Source organism: Mesorhizobium sp. B2-3-13 (genome assembly GCF_006442195.1).
In the GTDB taxonomy this organism is placed as follows: domain Bacteria; phylum Pseudomonadota; class Alphaproteobacteria; order Rhizobiales; family Rhizobiaceae; genus Mesorhizobium; species Mesorhizobium salmacidum.
In genome coordinates, this window is the sequence record NZ_VFVQ01000024.1 from 21,326 (window position 1) to 37,364 (window position 16,039).

Genomic DNA, 16,039 nt, shown 5'->3' on the forward strand with positions numbered 1-16,039 from the left:
ACCATCGTCAGTTGGCTCGATCTATAGGATCGCCCATCGGCTTGAAAATCAACAAGTTCCTTGCCGGCGCGCCGGCGGGAGGCGACGGGCAACTGACATGAGCTATGCGGAAAATCTCTGGCTTTTCTTTCTTCTCCTGTTCGGCATCATCGCCGTTCCAGGCATGGACATGCTGTTCGTGCTTGCCAATGCGCTGACCGGTGGGCGCGACAGGGGCCTGGCGGCGACCGGCGGCATCATGGTCGGCGGCATGGTGCACACGCTGAACGGCGCTATCGGCGTCGGCCTGCTCATGCATTTCGTGCCGATCCTGTTCAAGCCACTGCTGCTTGCCGGCGCCGCCTACATGGCATTCATCGGCCTCACGCTGATGCGCAGCTCGATCACCGTCGGCCATGACGGGCCAGTCGGCAGCCGTTCCGCATGGAAGGCGTTTCGCCAAGGTTTCGTGACCTGCCTGATCAATCCCAAGGCCTATCTCTTCGTCCTGGCTGTCTACCCGCAGTTCCTGAAACCGCACTACGGTCCGATCTGGATGCAGGCGACGATCATGGGCCTGCTGACCGTGCTGACGCAGGCCGCGATCTATGGCGGGCTCGCAATATCAGCCGGCCGCAGCCGCAAGCTGTTGGTCGCCAATCCGCGAGCGACAGCATTCGCCGGCCGGGCGGCCGGGCTGCTGCTGTTTGCGGTCTCCGTGTTCACTGCATGGGAAGGCTTGAGGGCGGCGTAATTCCGGTTGGCGCCGCCCTTATCACCGTCGTGTCAGGCTGCCCCTTGCCGGCTGTCCAGCATGGCGCGGCGGGCCGAGCGGCGCCATTCGACGGCGCCGGCAAGACCGTGCAGCACAGTCTCGGTTGTCGCCCAGTCGATGCAGCCATCAGTGATGCTCTGGCCGTAGACCAACGGCTTGCCGGCCACGACATCCTGCCGGCCGGCGACGAGATTGCTCTCGATCATGACGCCGATGATGCGCTCGTCGCCCGCCGCCACCTGGCCCGCGACATCGGCCGCCACTTTCGGCTGATTCTCGGACTTCTTGGCTGAATTGGCGTGGCTGACGTCGATCATCAGACGGGGCGCGATGCCGATGCGGGCGAGTTCCAAGGATGCGGCCTCGACGCTTGCCGCGTCATAGTTGGGCTGAACACCGCCGCGCAGGATGACATGGCAATCCTCGTTGCCCGTCGTCGCCGCGATGGCGCTGCGTCCGCCCTTGGTCACAGCCATGAAATGATGCGGCTGGGCGGCCGACTTCACCGCCTCGCCGGCGATCCTGAGATTGCCGTCGGTGCCGTTCTTGAAGCCGACCGGGCAGGAGAGGCCCGAGGCCAGCTCGCGATGGATCTGGCTCTCGGTCGTGCGTGCGCCGATGGCGCCCCAGGCGACGAGGTCAGCAATGTATTGCGGCGTCGTCATGTCGAGGAATTCGGTCGCCGCCGGCAGGCCGAGATTGTTGACGGCGGAAAGCACGTTGCGCGCCATCCGCAGCCCCTTGTCGATGTTGAAGCTGCCGTCGAGGTCGGGATCGTTGATCAGGCCTTTCCAGCCGATCGTCGTGCGCGGCTTTTCGAAATAGACGCGCATCACGATCTCGAGCCGGTCGGCCAGGGCCTCACGCAGCGCCGCCAGACGGCTGGCATAGTCAACGGCCGCGACCGGATCGTGGATGGAACAGGGGCCGACGATGACAATAAGTCGATCGTCGGCCCCTGTCAGGATGGAATGGATGGCGTTGCGCGAGGCGGCAACGGTGCGTGTCGCCGTCAGTGAGCGCGGTATCTCGCGCATCACCTCTTCCGGCGTGCTCAGCAGTCTAAGTTCCTTGACCCGGAGGTCGTCTGTGGTGGTCAACACGGCTTTCTGCTCCTGTTAGAGCAATTCCAGGAAAAGTGCGTAGCGGTTTTCCGTCCGGAACTGCGTAAAACTATGTTTGGGAACCTGCCGGCTGAAACAAAAAAGCCGCCAGGTCTGGCGGCTGTTCGGATCTTGTTGCTGCAATCTTCAGATCGAGCGCAATCCTCCCGCCGCCAGCGAGCTCCTAAAGTACCAGTACGTGGCGGTCAGGTTGATCATGCGGCTCATATAGTGGAAGCGAGGGCGTTTGTCACGCGGCTTGATGAGGCAACGCATTGCCTCAGTTTGCGATGTGCTCCTGGCCCTGGGAGAACCAGATGCCGCGCCGGAGCCAGTTGGTGCTGCCCAAATTTGGCAGGACGTGATGGTCGAGATCGTTCATGTCCTTGATGATCTCGATGCTGACGATTTTCTGGGCGGATCCGAAGGCAAGCTCGAAGAGGTGCAGGGCGTCGGCTTCCGACCGTGCGGTGACGCCGACACCGAGATGACCACTTGTCTTGATCCAGTACGGGTGCATCGAGACGTCCTCCTGTAACAAGGGGACATTGGTCGCTTTCGAGGACCGACATGCAACGCCGAACGGCTCATGCGGTCCAGGGATCGAAGAGTTCAATTCCAAAGCCTTCGAAGTCCCTGGTGTTGCGCGTTGCCAAAGTCAGCTCCTGCGCAACCGCGGTGGCTGCGATCAGTCCGTCCATCGACGACAGACCGCGACGTTTCGCAAGGCCCATCAGGTCGCCCCAAGCCAAGGCAACCAGTTCGTCCACCGGAAGAACCCTCTGCTCGAAGCGCTGCGGCAAGTCCCGAGTGAGCCATTCGGCCAACGCCTCGCGTTTGCGGCCCTCATCCATGAGGGCGACGCCGCGCCGGATCTCGGCGATCGACACGACGCTGATGAACGAGCGGTCCTCATCAAGCCCGTCCAGCCAATCCAAAACGCGTGCGTCCGGCGACGGCCTTGTCACCTCGGACAGGACATTCGTGTCGAGCAGCAATCTCACAACGGCAGATCACGCGGTTCGTCGCGTTGACGTTCAAGGTCGAGATCGGCGCCGCGCAGCGGCGACTCCAGCAGAAACTCCGCAAGCGTACCCTTGCGCGCGGTCTTCCGCTGCCATTCCTCGGCCGAGACCACAACCACGCTTGGTTTGCCGTTTCTGGTGATTGTCTGAGGCGACGACTGCGCGCGCTCGATAACCTCCGAGAGCCGGGCTTTTGCACCGGCGACTGTCCAGTTGGTGCTTTCTTTGGAAGCAGACAGCATTTCGATCCCCGTGACCATTCTGACTACCTTGACTATATTGGAATAGCGAAGCGCCGGCAACAGGGGCCGGCGCTTGGCAGAACTGCTTCTGGACGTGGACTACTCGGTTGTCGCTATTCCGGCGACGATCCCGCGACGCTCTGGTCGTAGTCGACCAGCGATCCGGTCATGACGCCCGATTGCGGGCTGACCATGTAGCTGATCAGCCGCGCGAGCTGGTCCGGCTTGACCAACTGGCCCATCGGCTGCGCCGCTTCGGCCTTCTCCAGCCAGTCGTCGGCTGCTCCGTGCCATTTCTTCTGAACTATGTCCTCGCCCTCGGTGTCCATCCAGCCGGGCAGCACGGCGTTGCAGCGGATGCGGTTGAAGCGATAGGCGTTGGCGACGTTCTTGGTCAGCGTCATCAGTGCGCCCTTGCTGGTCGAATAGGGCGTGAGGAAGGACTGGCCGGCATGCGCCGACATCGACAGCACGTTGACGATCGAGCCGGGCGCCTTTTTCTCCAGGAGATGCGCCACCACGCCCTGCATCAGGAAGAAGGGGCCGCGCACGTTGGTGTCGAATATCTGGTCGAAGAGCTCTTCCGATGTCTCGACCAGCGAGCCACGCGCGGAGGTGGCCGCGGCGTTGACCAGCGCGTTGATGCCGCCGAAATGGGAGAGCGCGGTGGCGACCGCGCGCTTGCAGTCGGCAACCTTCGAAACGTCGGCGCTGATGAAGATGGCGTCGACGCCTGATTTCTTGAAATGGGCGACTGCCTTGTCACCCTTTTCCTGCGAGCGGCCGATGAGCGCCAGCGCCCGGCAGCCCTCGTCGGCCAGGGCTTCGGCGACGGCAAAGCCGATGCCTTGCGCGCCGCCGGTGACGATGGCGCGTGTGTTCGAATTGCGATCGGCGGATGCGCTCATCGCTATGCTCCTGTGCGTTGGGTCCGGATGCGTTCTTACTTGTCCAAGCGGACGGTCTTGCCCGTGGTCGCAGACTTCAGCGCCGCATCGGCCAGCTTGAGCGCCACGAGGCCGTCCGCGCCACTCGGCGCCGCCTTCTTGCCTGACGTCGCCGCGGTGATGAAGGCGGCGATCTCGTTGGCATAGGCGTCGAGGTAGCGGGTCATGAAGAAATCGTGCAGCGGCGGGCGCGTATAGCCCTTCTCGTTGGCCAGCTCGATCGACACCGGCCGCTGATTCTCGGCCGCCACCATGCCCTTGGAGCCATGCACCTCGATGCGCTGGTCGTAGCCATAGGTGGCGCGGCGCGAATTGGAGATGACGGCCTGCTTGCCCGATGCGGTTTCAAGGATGACGCTGACCGAGTCGAAATCGCCGGCCTCGCCGATTTTTTTGTCCACAAGCACCGAAGCGTGTGCGCTGACAGCGACCGGCTCCTCGCCGAGCAGGAAGCGCGCCATGTCGAAATCATGGATGGTCATGTCGCGGAAAATGCCGCCGGAGCGGGCGATGTAGTCGAGCGGCGGGGCGCCGGGATCGCGCGACGTGATGGTGACCATCTCGACGGTGCCGATGGCGCCGTCGTCGATCGCCTTGCGCACGGCGGCGAAATGCGGGTCGAAGCGCCTGTTGAAGCCGACCATCAGCGTCGCCTTGGCCTTGTCGACCACGGCCAGGCATTGCTCGACCCGCTTGACGTCGAGGTCGATCGGCTTCTCGCAGAAGATGGCCTTGCCGGCCTTGGCGAAGCGCTCGATCAGATCGGCATGCGTGTCGGTCGGCGTGCAGATGACCACCGCGTCAATATCTTTCGATTTTTCGATGGCGTCGATGGTCCGCACCTCGGCGCCATAGGCAACAGCCAGTTCGCTCGCCGCCTTCTCGAAGGCGTCGGCAACGGCGACCAGTTTTGCCTGGGGGTTGGAACCGACGGCGCGGGCGTGGACCTTGCCGATGCGGCCGGCACCAAGGAGGGCGAAGCGAACAGTCATGGAAATTTCCTCTGGGGATGGTTCGAAGCGGGGCGCCGGTCATGGGCGCTAGATCATTTTCCGGTCAAGTCAGATCGACGGGAAGGCGATGACCGTCGCCTCCGCGCCCGGCCTCAGGCCGCGAGTTCCGCCTCGCCGGTCTTGGCGCCGGTGATGTACGATACGATGTCCTGCCCGTCGGTATTCTCCTTGCGCAGATTGGCGACGATGCGGCCGCGCCGGAACACCACGATGCGGTCGCAAAGGTCGAACACCTGACGCATGTTGTGGCTGATCAGGATCAGCGGCTCGCCATTGTCCTTCAGCGTGCGGATGATGTTTTCGACCTGCGCGGTCTCCTGCACGCCAAGCGCTGCCGTCGGCTCGTCCATGATGATCAGCTTGGAGGCGAAGGTCGCCGTCCTGGCGATCGCCACGCACTGGCGCTGGCCGCCCGACATATGGCGGATGGTGTTGGACAGATTGGGGATCTTCACCGCCGTGCGCACCAGCGCCGCCTCGGTCGCCTTGCGCATGTATTTGCGGTCGAGGATGGAGAACGGCCCGAGATTGAACAGTACTTTTTCGCGGCCGAGAAACAGGTTCGACGGCACGTCGAGATCGTCGGCCAGCGCCAGATTCTGGAACACCGTCTCGATGCCCGCCTCGCGCGCCTCGATCGGGCCGGCGAAATTCACTTCCTTGCCGTCGAACCAGACCTGGCCGCTGGTCCGCTGCTCGACGGCGGTGATCTGGCGCACGAAGGTCGACTTGCCGGCGCCGTTGTCGCCCATGATGGCGACATGCTCGCCCTTGCGCAGCTCGAAGTTGGCGCCTTCGAGCGCATGCACGCCGCCATAGCGCTTGGTGAGGTTTTCGGTCTTCAGGACGATATCTGACATGGTCAAGCCCTCAATGCCCGCATGCGCTGGCGCCACTGATCGAGAACGACCGCGCCGACGATGATCACGCCCTTGACCATCTCCTGGTAGTAGGCGTCGAGGCGCAGGAAGGTGAAGCCGGAGATGATGACGCCGAAGATCAGCGAGCCGATCACCGTGCCGATGATGGAGCCACGGCCGCCCGACAGCGAAACGCCGCCGATGACCGCCATGGCGATCGCGTCGAGTTCATACATCACGCCCATGCCGGCCTGGGCGGTGAGATTCTTGGAAGAGAGCACCACGGCGGCGAGCGCGGCGAGTATGCCGGCGATGACGTAGACGAGGATCTTGTGGTTGGCGATCTTGATGCCCGACATGCGCGCGGCATCCTCATTGGAGCCGATCGCGTAGCAATGCTTTCCATATCTGGTGTAGGTCATGATCAGCTGGAACAGCACCGCCAGTGACAGGAAGATGATGACTGGCATCAGGCCCTTGCCGATCGCGGCGAAACTGTCTGTTGGGAACGAGATCGGCTGGCCCTTGGACCACCATTTGGCGATGCCGCGCGCGGTCACCATCATGCCGAGCGTGGCGATGAAGGGCGGAATGCGCGTGTAGGCGATCAGCGCGCCGTTGACGAAGCCGGCGAGCAGGCCGCAGCCGATCGCCACCAGCACCGGGACGATCACCGGCAGGTCGGTCCAGCCCTGCGCCAGGAACATCGCCTTGGGATTCGGGTTGCCGTTGACGGTCGCGACCTGGGCGAAGCTCATGGCGATCATGGCGGTCGCGCCGACGATCGAGCCCGAGGACAGGTCGATGCCGCCTGTAATGATCACCTGCGTGACGCCGATGGCGATGATGCCGACGATCGACACCTGCAGGATGATGATCTGCAGGCGGGCCTCGTTGAAGATGCCGGAGACGTCGCTGCGGGTGTTGAACAGGAAGCTGTCGCCGAGAAAGATGCGGCCGATCAGTTCGAAGATGACGACAAGGATGACGAGCGCCAGGAAGACGTTGAATTCGGCCGGCCATGTGCGCTTCTTGGCGTCATAGCTGACCCCGCCGACGCCGTGAGATGTCTGTGCCAATCTTCTATCCTCCGTCAGCCACGGCCGTTCCTCGAGCAGCTGTCAGGCGCCGAGGGAAAGAGGAGCGGCGCTGTCTTTGCGCGAGAGCGCCGCTCCGTATGTCCGCGGCTCAGTTCTTCTTCAGGAACTTGTCGATGTTTGCCGGGGTGACGAGCTGGAACGGGACATAGACCTTGTGTTCGACCTTCTCGCCCTTGGCCAGCTTGAGCGCCGCATCCAGCGCACCGGCGCCCTGGCCGGCCGCATCCTGGAACACGGTTACGTCGAGGTCGCCGGCCTGCATGGCGGCAAGCGCGTCCTGAGTGGCGTCGACGCCGCCGACGACGACTGCCTTCATGTCGATGTTGGCGGCCTTCATCGCCTGGATGGCGCCGATGGCGCTTTCGTCATTGTTGGCGATGACGCCGTCGAACTTCTTGCCGGTCGACAGCCAGTTGGTCATCAGGTTCTGGGCCTGGTCGCGATCCCAGTTCGAGGTCTGCTTGTCGATGATCTTGATGAAGCTGCAGTCCGGCGTGGCGATCACCTCTTCAATGTCCTTGGTGCGCTGCACGGCGGCCTGGTTGGAAAGCTCGCCCATGATCACATAGACATTGGCTTCCTTCTTGCCGGCTTCCTTGAACAGGCGGCAGACTTCCTTGGTTTCGAGCGTGCCGGAATCAGCTTCGTTGGAAGCGACAAAGGCCTGGTTGTCGGGCAGCTTGTCGACGTTGACCGGTTCGCGGTTGACATAGACCAGCGGAATCTTGGCCGCGGCGGCCGCATCCGACATCGCCTGGGTGGCCGAGGTGTCGACCGGGTTGACGATGATGGCATCGACGCCCGAAGCGGCGAAGTTCTTGATCTGGTCGAGCTGTTTGGCGACGTCGTTCTGTGCGTCCTCGACCTGCAGCTCGACGCCGCTCATGCCCTTGGCCTGCTCGATCATGCCGTTGCGCAGCACGGTGAGAAAATTGTCGTCGAACTTGGCCATCGAGACGCCGATCTTGGCGGCCATGGCCGATGAACTCATCAGCGCCGCGAAGGCGACGCCCAAAAGCAGTTTCTTCATTGTATCTCTCCTCCACTTTGGTGTCCGGTTGCACCGATCTCTCCGGAATCCCCGATCTGCCTGGGGAATCTCTCCCTGATATCCATTTCGTTCCGCAGCGTGCCGCCAACGGCTGGACGCCGAACTGCCTTGAACGGATGTTCCGGAACGAAAGAACCAAAACCCACATCTAGTGAAATATTTATTCCATTTGACGTTGGGGCGTCAAGGGCGATTCCAAATTCGGGCGCGCGATTTTCTGCCTGCTCTGATAGATTCTATCATTTCTGGCGGGCGGTTCATGGCGGCGGACTGCAGGAGCGCTCTGTCGCTTCATCGAAACGCCCTATCTCTCTTCCTGGCGCGTCCCGGACGGAAAGCCGCTGCGCATTTTCCCGAAATTGCTTCAGATGTTTTCCGGCAAATAGATGTCGAAGGGCAGGAAGATCTGACCCGGCGCATTGGCCGCGCCGGCTTCGATGGCATGCGCCATCCGATCGACGAGCTCACGACAGAGCGCGGCAAGCGGCGTCGAGATCACCATGGTAAGGATGTTGTCGGCGAGCGCGGCGCGCGATTCGGCGTTGATCTCGTTGCAGACGACCACCGGCATGTTGCCAGGCTTCGCTGCCCGCAGCGCCGAGACGGCGCCTTCCATGCCGCCGCCGGCGACGTAGCAGCCGACGAGATCCGGATACCGCGCCAGAAGATCGATCATCGCGTCATGGGTTACCTGATTGGCCTCGAGATTGACCAACGTCTCCAGCACGCTGAAATCCGGCGCATGCTCGCGGAAGAAGGAGCGGAAGCCGATCTCCCGCAGCTCATGGCCATGGAAGCGATGGCTGCCGACGAAAAGGGCGACCTTGCCAGGCGTCCTCGCCGCCCTGGCGATCATCCAGGCCGCGGTGCGGCCGACCTTGCGGTTGTCGAGGCCGACATAGCCCTCACGGACGCCGGCGGCGAAGTCGGACAGAAGGGAGAAGACCGGCAGTCCCCTGGCCTTGAGCGCCTCCACGACGGCGGTCAGCGTCGGATGGTCCGGGCCGACCACGGCAATGGCCCGCGATCTCGCCGCCAGCCTGCGCATCTGGGCGGCGATGTCGTCCGGGGCCAGAGAGCTGGCGAAATCGACGGTTGCGACGCCGCGGAAGCGCTGCGATTGCGCGACCGCCAGCTCGAGTTCCCGAGCGAAATCACCATAGAAAACGTCATTGCCCCGAAGCAGCAGAAAGCCCAGACGATACTCGGGCAGTTCCTGGCGCATCCGCTGCTTGATCAGGCCGGCGGCGTGATAGCCGATCTCGGTCGCGGTTTCGTAGACGCGGCGCGCGGTTTCCTCCCGCACTGGGAGGCGATTGTTGAGCACGCGGTCCACCGTGGCGACGCTGACGCCGGAGACTCGCGCCAGATCAGTAATGGTCGGCCGTTTCGCCATGATCGCCCTCGTTCGATTGCCTGATATCGATACCTGACTTTGATATGAAATGATAGAAACTATCTTTGTGATGTTGATTCTATCATGGCTCGGCGTTATTTCTGAGCAAGGAGTTAGTTGATGATCGGCATTCGCATGGCGAATGCCCCGCGATGGGAGGCAATCATGACCGCAGCGCCGTCCCGGCGTGATTACAGCCTGATCGGCCGCGACGCCCGGCTTGCGGTCGAAAACGGGCTGTCGGCGGCCGAGTGGTATCACACCGACATTCCCCGCAAGCAGATGAAGGAGCTGATGCAGCGCTCCGATGGCCCGGCGATCCGCGACACGGCGATCTGGCTGGCCGCCCTCATCATCAGCGGTGCCGGCGCTGCCTGGTTCTGGGGCAGTTGGTGGTGCGTGCCCTTCTTCTTCGCCTATGGCGTGCTTTACGGCTCATCCACCGATTCCCGCTGGCACGAATGCGGCCACGGCACGGCGTTCCGCACGCAGTGGATGAATGACGCAGTCTATCAGATCGCCTGCTTCATGATCATGCGCAATCCGGTGACCTGGCGCTGGAGCCACACGCGCCATCACACCGACACCATCATCGTCGGCCGCGATCCTGAGATTTCGGTCATGCGGCCGCCGGACCTGGTGCGCCTCGTTCTTGGTTTTGTCGGCGTGCTCGACGCCTGGCATGCGATATCAGACATGCTGCGCAATGCCGCCGGCAACATCAGCGCGGCGGAGAAGACCTTCATTCCCGAACAGGAGCAGCCCAAAGCGATCCGTGTTGCCCGCATCTGGACGGCGATCTATGCCGCGACCATCGCGCTGGCGCTCTCCACCGGATCTTTCCTGCCCCTGATGCTGGTCGGCCTGCCCAGGCTTTATGGCGCCTGGCATCACGTGATGGTCGGCCTGCTGCAGCATGGCGGCCTTGCCGACAATGTCACCGACCATCGGCTGAACAGCCGCACCGTCTACATGAACCCGATCAGCCGCTTCATCTACTGGAACATGAATTACCACGTCGAGCATCACATGTTCCCGATGGTGCCCTACCATGCGCTGCCGAAGCTGCACGCGCTGATCAAGCACGATTTGCCGGCGCCGACGCCGTCGATCCTGGCCGGCTACCGCGAGATGATCCCGGTCTTCCGCCGCCAGCTGCGCAACGAGGATTATTTCCTCAAGCGCGAGCTGCCGCCGACCGCCAGGCCGTACCGCGAGGAATTCCACAACGACGCCGTCGCGGTCGCGGCTGAATAATCACGCGCCGCCGTGCGATCCCAGGGGAGGACTGAATGAACGATTGGGTCGAGGCGTGCGCCGCCGGTGACATCGACGAAGAAGACGTGATGCGCTTCGATCATGGCGGGCGCACCTTCGCCATCTATCGCAGCCCGGACGACGAATATTTCGCCACCGACGGACTTTGCACGCATGAGAAGGTGCATCTCGCCGATGGGCTGGTGATGGACGACATCATCGAATGCCCCAAGCACAATGGCCGCTTCAACTACAAGACCGGCGCGGCCAGGGGCGCGCCGGTCTGCGTCAACCTCAGGACCTATCCGGTCAAGGTCGACGCCGGCAAGGTCCTGGTTCAGATCGGATGACCGGCATGGCGCGGGGGATGCTGATCATCGGAGCCGGCGAATGCGGCGGACGGGCCGCGCTTGCCTTGCGCGATCTCGGCTATGACGGGCCGGTGACGCTGGTGGGTGACGAGCCGCATTTGCCCTATGAACGTCCGCCTCTGTCCAAGGAGGCGATGGCCAGCGATGCGCCCGCAATCAAGGCGATCGCCAGCGACGAGATCCTGACCGAAAAATCGATCCGGCACGTCCATTCCGTCCAGGCCGTGGCGATCGAGCGCGCGTCGCACATGGTACGCCTGTCCGACGGTTCGGTGCTGGCCTACGACAAGCTGCTGCTGGCCACCGGTTCGACGCCGCGCAAGCTGCCGATGCCTGGCCTTGGCGTGCGCTGCGTCTATCTTAGAACCTTCGCCGACGCGCTGGCCATTCGCGCCCACCTTCGTGCCGGCAACCGCATCGCCATCATTGGCGGCGGGTTCATCGGCCTTGAACTTGCGGCAGCCGCACGCAAGCTCGGCGCCTCGGTCACCGTCATCGAGGCGCAGCCACGTATCCTGATGCGCGGCGTTCCGGCCGAGATCGCCGAAATCATCCATGAAGCGCATGTCGCCGAGGGTGTCGACGTGGTCTGCGGGGAAGGCATCGCCTCCATCGCCGACGAGGGCAAGGAGGTGCGGGTGGCGCTTGCAGGCGGGCGCGAAATCTCGGCCGACCTCGCCGTCATCGGCATCGGCGCCGTCCCGGTGACCGTGCTCGCAGCCGAAGCCGGCCTGACCATTGAAAACGGCATATCAGTCGATGCCTATCTGCAAACCGCTGATCCCGACATCTTCGCCGCCGGCGATTGCTGCTCGTTTCCGCTCGCCGTCTATGGCGGCCGCCGCGTGCGGCTGGAGGCCTGGCGCAATGCACAGGAACAGGGCGCACTGGCGGCAAAGAACATGCTTGGCGCCGGCGAGGCGCATGCGGCTGTTCCGTGGTTCTGGTCGGATCAGTATGGGCTGAGCTTGCAGATCGCCGGCCTCTCCGACGAAGGCCGCGGCCTTGTGCGCCGCGATCTCGGTGACGGCGCCTTCATCCTCTTCCATCTCGCCGAGGACGGCAGGCTGGTGGCGGCGAGCGGCATCGGCCCGGGCAATGCGGTCGCCCGCGACATAAGGCTGGCCGAAATTCTGATCGGCAAGCGTGCCAAGCCGGCGCCGGAGGCGCTGGGCTCGCCTGAAGTTAAGCTGAAGGCGTTGCTGGCCGCCTGAGTGAAGTTGGCCGCCCTCTGCCTTGTTGCAGGGCAATTGCGTATGACTGCACCGGCCCCTACCCGGATCTTTCGGTCCGATCTCGCCACGAAGGGGAGGTAGAGGTCCTTAGAACAGCGCCTTGAGCTCCGCCAGCTTGTCGTTGACGAGCCAGCCGTAGTAATTCTCTTCGGGCAGCTTCTCCGGCTCACCGGTGGCGCGGCGCCTGTCGTTTTCCGACTTCAGCGCATAGGCGCGCTGCTCCGGATTGCCGACATTGTACAGCGTGGCCGTGACGCCCGGATTGCCAGAGATGTCGAAGCCGGCGATGCTCCTATAGGCGTCGATCGACTTTTTGATGGTCGCCGCGACATAGGGCAGCGTCAGGTCCGGATCCATGATGGTCTTGTAGACCGAATTGGGATCGGAGACGTCGAGCTTCGGCAAGCCCGACACCTTGTGCACGAGGTCGCTCATCTGCAGGGCGGTCAGGGGATTGAGCTGGCCGAGGCCGAAGGTCTGGCCGGCATAGTAGGGCTGGAAGAAGGTGGCGCCGAAACGGTTGTCGGGGAAATCCTCGCCGCCGACAGTCTTACCGCGAAACGAGCGGTTCCAGACCTGTTCGCGGCATTCCCACAGATCGTAGCTGTCCGAAATCGCGGCGCATTTCTTGAATTCCGGCCGCTGCACGAAATCGGTGATGTCCTCGCCGTCATAGGCGAAGGAGAGCTTGCTCGAGAGGTAGGAGATCGCCTTGACGTAATAGGTCTGCAGCCGGTCGTAGGCGTCGACATTGTAGGTGTGCTCGCCGACGATGGCGCCGACGATGTGCATGGGGTCGATGCCATAGGCGCTTGCTGCCTTCTTGATCTTGGCGCGCAGATCGGCGTCGTTCTGCAGCAGCGCGTAAACCTTGCGGTACTTCGCCTGGAAGGTGGTGTTGGTCGCCTGCGTGCGGCGGCTCGAGGCGCCGGGAATGTCTGGCTGCTCGGTATTGCGGTTTCCCGCCGGCACCAATGTCGCCGCGTCGGCGGCGAACAGCGTCGCCGCCAACGTCAAGCCGAGAATGACCAAGATGAGTTTTTTCATGCGCCGCCGCCTAGAGAATTGCGGCGCAAACTAGGTAAAGCACTTGGTCGAGTCGAGAGCGCCCCATCATCCGGCGAGACGAAAGGTGGCCAGATGGTACCATCTGGCCACACATGGCTCCTGCCGGACGTTGTTGCATGACCGCGCCGGCCTGCTCCGGCGCCCTCGTTCAAAGGATGAACCGCGACAAATCCGTGTTTCTGGAGAGGTCGCCGACATGCTTCTGGACATAGGCGGCGTCGATGGTGACCGCCGTGCCGTTGCGATCCGGCGCATCATAGGAGATGTCGTCCAGCACCCGCTCCATCACAGTCTGCAGCCGCCTCGCGCCGATGTTCTCGATGCTGGCGTTGAGATCGACGGCGACACCGGCGAGCGAATCGATGGCGTCGTCGGTGAAGGTGAGCTCAACGCCTTCGGTCTTCATCAGCGCGATATACTGCTTGATCAGGCTCGCCTCGGTCTCGGTCAGGATGCGGACGAAGTCCTCCTTCTCCAGCGCGCGCAGCTCGACGCGGATCGGCAGGCGGCCCTGCAGTTCCGGCAGCAGGTCGGATGGCTTGGAGACATGGAAGGCACCAGAAGCGATGAACAGGATATGGTCCGTCTTCACCGGACCGTATTTGGTCGCTACCGTCGTGCCTTCGACCAGCGGCAGCAGGTCGCGCTGCACGCCTTCTCGCGAAGGGCCGCCCGAAATGTCCGACCGGGCGGCGATCTTGTCGATTTCGTCGAGGAAGACGATGCCGTCATTCTCCGTTGCGTCCAGCGCCCGGCGCACCACCTCGTCCTGGTCGAGCAGCTTGTCGGACTCGTCGCCGACCAGCAGGTCGTAGGACTCCTTCACCGTGGTCTTGCGCAGCTTGGTCTTCTTGCCGCCCATCGCCTTCGACAGCATGTCGTTGATGTTGAGCACGCCGATATTGGCGCCCGGCATGCCGGGAATCTCGAAGCCGGGCATGCCGCCATTGCCGGTGTCGGCCACTTCGACCTCGATTTCCTTTTCGTCGAGCTCGCCCTCGCGCAGCTTCTTGCGGAAGCTATCGCGCGTCGCCGGGCTCGCCGTCTTGCCGACCAGCGCTTCCAGCACCCGTTCCTCGGCGTTGACATGGGCGCGCGCCTTCACGTCCTCGCGCATCTTCTCGCGCGTCAGGCCGATGGCGATCTCGACCAGGTCGCGGATGATCTGTTCGACGTCGCGGCCGACATAGCCGACCTCGGTGAACTTGGTCGCCTCGACCTTGACGAACGGCGCGCCGGCGAGCCGTGCCAGGCGGCGCGAAATCTCGGTCTTGCCGACGCCGGTCGGGCCGATCATCAGAATGTTCTTCGGCATCACCTCTTCGCGCATCTGGCCTTCGAGCTGCTGGCGGCGCCAGCGGTTGCGCAGAGCGATGGCCACGGCGCGCTTGGCGTCCTTCTGGCCGATGATGAAGCGGTCGAGTTCCGAAACGATTTCGCGGGGAGAAAACGTGCTCATATCACTAAATTCCACTTTGCCACTGCTTGATGGTCTCGAACGGATGCAGCAGCATGATCACGTTGAGTGTAAGATTGTCCCGGATGAGATAGCCGGTACCCAGTTCGAAGAGGATGGCGAGGCTGACGATCACCCATATAGGTAGCCTTCGCGCCATGACAAATCCCAGCACCATGGCCAGTGTGTCGGACACCGAATTGATGATGCTGTCGCCGTAATAATCGAGCGAAATGGTGCCGGCGCGGTAGCGCTCGATGATGAACGGGCTATTTTCGAGGATTTCCCAGCCTCCCTCGACGAGGACGGCGAATGCCAGCCGCAAGCCGATCGGCGAGCGCGGGAACAGGAACCGGGCCAGCGCGTAGAACAGGAAGCCGTGGATGATGTGCGAAAAGGTGTACCAGTCCGAAATGTGCTGGGAATTCTCCGAACTGTTCACCACCCCATGCCACAGCTTGACATAGCCACAGGTACAGATCGGCGGATGGCCCATCAGGTAGAGCGCGACGGCCTGGGCGACGAGCAGGCCGGCGACGATCAGCAGCCCCATCCGCCAGCTATCCTCGTAAGCGGAAAGGCTCTTGTCCTCGCTGGCCGTGACCATATCCTGAATTACCCCTCTTGCGCGTCTTCGGCATCGATCGCCATCAGCACGGCGTCGCCATAGATCGACTGTCTGCGATCAATGGCCCGAAATCCCGCCTTTTCATAGGCCCGGATGGCCCTGATGTTGGCTGGGTCGGGGTCGATAATGACACGCGGCACGCCTTCCTCGAACAGGTCTTCGACGAACTGGCGCACGATCGCCGAGCCATGGCCGATGCCGATGAGTTCCGGCCGGCCGATCGAGATATCGATGCCGAGCGTGCCGAACGGCTGATCGGCATAGGGATGGCCGTCTTCCAGATGCGGATCGTAGCTCTGCAGATAGGCGATCGGCTTGCCGTCGAGCTCAACGATCAGCGGCTCGACGGAAATCGAGTCTATATGATCGGCAATCTCCGCGATTTCCGCCTCGGGATCGCCCCACCACTCTGCAACATGCGCCTCGGCCAGCCAGCCTGCGATCATCGGCAGGTCCTTTTTGGTCACCGGCCGAAAATCGTAGCTATTTTCTGGTTGGATCATGGTCTTTCCGAAAACCGGCGTCCACTTTTC

Annotated in this window: 18 protein-coding genes; 4 read left to right on the forward strand and 14 right to left on the reverse strand. The window is 62.8% G+C overall.

What is annotated here, in order from left to right:
- Nucleotides 1–97 precede the first annotated feature (97 nt).
- The gene (locus FJ941_RS24285; RefSeq protein WP_140509594.1) at nucleotides 98–733 is read left to right on the forward strand and encodes a LysE family translocator; all 636 of its coding nucleotides are present in this window, start codon (nucleotides 98–100) and stop codon (nucleotides 731–733) included.
- 32 nt (nucleotides 734–765) lie between these two features.
- On the opposite strand, the gene FJ941_RS24290 is transcribed toward FJ941_RS24285, so the two are convergent.
- The 10 genes from FJ941_RS24290 to FJ941_RS24335 form a co-directional block, all read right to left on the reverse strand.
- Entirely contained in the window at nucleotides 766–1,857 is a 1,092-nt protein-coding gene (locus FJ941_RS24290; RefSeq protein WP_140509596.1) for a 3-deoxy-7-phosphoheptulonate synthase, read from the reverse strand.
- A gap of 280 nt (nucleotides 1,858–2,137) precedes the next feature.
- Nucleotides 2,138–2,377 (reverse strand): hypothetical protein, encoded by a 240-nt coding sequence (locus FJ941_RS24295; protein ID WP_140509598.1) that lies wholly within the window; start codon nucleotides 2,375–2,377, stop codon nucleotides 2,138–2,140.
- A 67-nt stretch (nucleotides 2,378–2,444) separates the two neighbouring features.
- Nucleotides 2,445–2,861 carry a type II toxin-antitoxin system VapC family toxin gene (locus FJ941_RS24300; protein WP_140509599.1) on the reverse strand — a complete coding sequence of 139 codons (417 nt, stop codon included), beginning with the start codon at nucleotides 2,859–2,861 and terminating at the stop codon, nucleotides 2,445–2,447.
- Nucleotides 2,858–3,142 (reverse strand): type II toxin-antitoxin system prevent-host-death family antitoxin, encoded by a 285-nt coding sequence (locus tag FJ941_RS24305; RefSeq protein WP_246673974.1) that lies wholly within the window; start codon nucleotides 3,140–3,142, stop codon nucleotides 2,858–2,860. The genes FJ941_RS24300 and FJ941_RS24305 overlap by 4 nt, the downstream gene beginning before the upstream one ends.
- Nucleotides 3,143–3,237: 95 nt before the next feature.
- On the reverse strand, nucleotides 3,238–4,032 hold the full coding sequence (locus FJ941_RS24310) for an SDR family oxidoreductase (protein WP_140509601.1): 795 nt from the start codon (nucleotides 4,030–4,032) through the stop codon (nucleotides 3,238–3,240).
- Nucleotides 4,033–4,067: 35 nt separating this feature from the next.
- Complete coding sequence (gene iolG, locus FJ941_RS24315) at nucleotides 4,068–5,063, reverse strand: inositol 2-dehydrogenase (RefSeq protein WP_140509602.1); 996 nt, start codon at nucleotides 5,061–5,063, stop codon at nucleotides 4,068–4,070.
- A gap of 113 nt (nucleotides 5,064–5,176) precedes the next feature.
- A complete protein-coding gene (locus FJ941_RS24320; RefSeq protein ID WP_023772158.1) occupies nucleotides 5,177–5,944 on the reverse strand; it encodes an ATP-binding cassette domain-containing protein in 768 nt (255 codons plus the stop codon).
- Between the two features lie 2 nt (nucleotides 5,945–5,946).
- On the reverse strand, nucleotides 5,947–7,023 hold the full coding sequence (locus FJ941_RS24325) for an ABC transporter permease (RefSeq protein ID WP_140509604.1): 1,077 nt from the start codon (nucleotides 7,021–7,023) through the stop codon (nucleotides 5,947–5,949).
- 109 nt (nucleotides 7,024–7,132) lie between these two features.
- Nucleotides 7,133–8,074, reverse strand: a complete 942-nt coding sequence (locus FJ941_RS24330; protein WP_140509606.1) for a sugar ABC transporter substrate-binding protein — start codon at nucleotides 8,072–8,074, stop codon at nucleotides 7,133–7,135.
- A gap of 385 nt (nucleotides 8,075–8,459) precedes the next feature.
- Nucleotides 8,460–9,491: a LacI family DNA-binding transcriptional regulator gene (locus FJ941_RS24335; RefSeq protein ID WP_140509608.1), complete on the reverse strand. Its 1,032-nt coding sequence runs from the start codon at nucleotides 9,489–9,491 to the stop codon at nucleotides 8,460–8,462.
- A gap of 165 nt (nucleotides 9,492–9,656) precedes the next feature.
- Between FJ941_RS24335 and FJ941_RS24340 the strand changes: the two genes are divergently transcribed.
- The 3 genes from FJ941_RS24340 to FJ941_RS24350 are packed head-to-tail and all read left to right on the forward strand — an operon-like array spanning nucleotide 9,657 to nucleotide 12,333.
- Nucleotides 9,657–10,748, forward strand: a complete 1,092-nt coding sequence (locus FJ941_RS24340) for a fatty acid desaturase family protein (protein ID WP_140509610.1) — start codon at nucleotides 9,657–9,659, stop codon at nucleotides 10,746–10,748.
- Between the two features lie 35 nt (nucleotides 10,749–10,783).
- Nucleotides 10,784–11,098 carry a MocE family 2Fe-2S type ferredoxin gene (locus tag FJ941_RS24345; RefSeq protein ID WP_140509611.1) on the forward strand — a complete coding sequence of 105 codons (315 nt, stop codon included), beginning with the start codon at nucleotides 10,784–10,786 and terminating at the stop codon, nucleotides 11,096–11,098.
- Nucleotides 11,095–12,333 carry an FAD-dependent oxidoreductase gene (locus FJ941_RS24350; RefSeq protein WP_181169944.1) on the forward strand — a complete coding sequence of 413 codons (1,239 nt, stop codon included), beginning with the start codon at nucleotides 11,095–11,097 and terminating at the stop codon, nucleotides 12,331–12,333. Before FJ941_RS24345 ends, FJ941_RS24350 begins: the two co-directional genes overlap by 4 nt.
- 108 nt (nucleotides 12,334–12,441) lie before the next feature.
- On the opposite strand, the gene FJ941_RS24355 is transcribed toward FJ941_RS24350, so the two are convergent.
- The 4 genes from FJ941_RS24355 to FJ941_RS24370 form a co-directional block, all read right to left on the reverse strand.
- Nucleotides 12,442–13,401 (reverse strand): DUF1402 family protein, encoded by a 960-nt coding sequence (locus tag FJ941_RS24355; protein WP_140509615.1) that lies wholly within the window; start codon nucleotides 13,399–13,401, stop codon nucleotides 12,442–12,444.
- Nucleotides 13,402–13,570: 169 nt separating this feature from the next.
- Nucleotides 13,571–14,881, reverse strand: a complete 1,311-nt coding sequence (hslU, locus tag FJ941_RS24360; protein WP_140509617.1) for an ATP-dependent protease ATPase subunit HslU — start codon at nucleotides 14,879–14,881, stop codon at nucleotides 13,571–13,573.
- A gap of 4 nt (nucleotides 14,882–14,885) precedes the next feature.
- A complete protein-coding gene (locus FJ941_RS24365) occupies nucleotides 14,886–15,485 on the reverse strand; it encodes a DUF2585 domain-containing protein (protein WP_140509619.1) in 600 nt (199 codons plus the stop codon).
- Between the two features lie 8 nt (nucleotides 15,486–15,493).
- Complete coding sequence (locus FJ941_RS24370; RefSeq protein WP_140509620.1) at nucleotides 15,494–16,009, reverse strand: GNAT family N-acetyltransferase; 516 nt, start codon at nucleotides 16,007–16,009, stop codon at nucleotides 15,494–15,496.
- Nucleotides 16,010–16,039: the final 30 nt, after the last annotated feature.

Coding starts and splice junctions, on each gene's coding strand:
- FJ941_RS24310 (WP_140509601.1), bottom strand. CDS start 4,032: ATGAGCGCATCCGCCGATCGCAATTCGAACACACGCGCCATCGTCACC.
- FJ941_RS24335 (WP_140509608.1), bottom strand. CDS start 9,491: ATGGCGAAACGGCCGACCATTACTGATCTGGCGCGAGTCTCCGGCGTC.
- iolG (WP_140509602.1), bottom strand. CDS start 5,063: ATGACTGTTCGCTTCGCCCTCCTTGGTGCCGGCCGCATCGGCAAGGTC.
- FJ941_RS24340 (WP_140509610.1), top strand. CDS start 9,657: ATGACCGCAGCGCCGTCCCGGCGTGATTACAGCCTGATCGGCCGCGAC.
- FJ941_RS24285 (WP_140509594.1), top strand. CDS start 98: ATGAGCTATGCGGAAAATCTCTGGCTTTTCTTTCTTCTCCTGTTCGGC.
- FJ941_RS24330 (WP_140509606.1), bottom strand. CDS start 8,074: ATGAAGAAACTGCTTTTGGGCGTCGCCTTCGCGGCGCTGATGAGTTCA.
- FJ941_RS24345 (WP_140509611.1), top strand. CDS start 10,784: ATGAACGATTGGGTCGAGGCGTGCGCCGCCGGTGACATCGACGAAGAA.
- FJ941_RS24305 (WP_246673974.1), bottom strand. CDS start 3,142: ATGGTCACGGGGATCGAAATGCTGTCTGCTTCCAAAGAAAGCACCAAC.
- FJ941_RS24350 (WP_181169944.1), top strand. CDS start 11,095: ATGACCGGCATGGCGCGGGGGATGCTGATCATCGGAGCCGGCGAATGC.
- FJ941_RS24370 (WP_140509620.1), bottom strand. CDS start 16,009: ATGATCCAACCAGAAAATAGCTACGATTTTCGGCCGGTGACCAAAAAG.
- hslU (WP_140509617.1), bottom strand. CDS start 14,881: ATGAGCACGTTTTCTCCCCGCGAAATCGTTTCGGAACTCGACCGCTTC.
- FJ941_RS24365 (WP_140509619.1), bottom strand. CDS start 15,485: ATGGTCACGGCCAGCGAGGACAAGAGCCTTTCCGCTTACGAGGATAGC.
- FJ941_RS24320 (WP_023772158.1), bottom strand. CDS start 5,944: ATGTCAGATATCGTCCTGAAGACCGAAAACCTCACCAAGCGCTATGGC.
- FJ941_RS24355 (WP_140509615.1), bottom strand. CDS start 13,401: ATGAAAAAACTCATCTTGGTCATTCTCGGCTTGACGTTGGCGGCGACG.
- FJ941_RS24295 (WP_140509598.1), bottom strand. CDS start 2,377: ATGCACCCGTACTGGATCAAGACAAGTGGTCATCTCGGTGTCGGCGTC.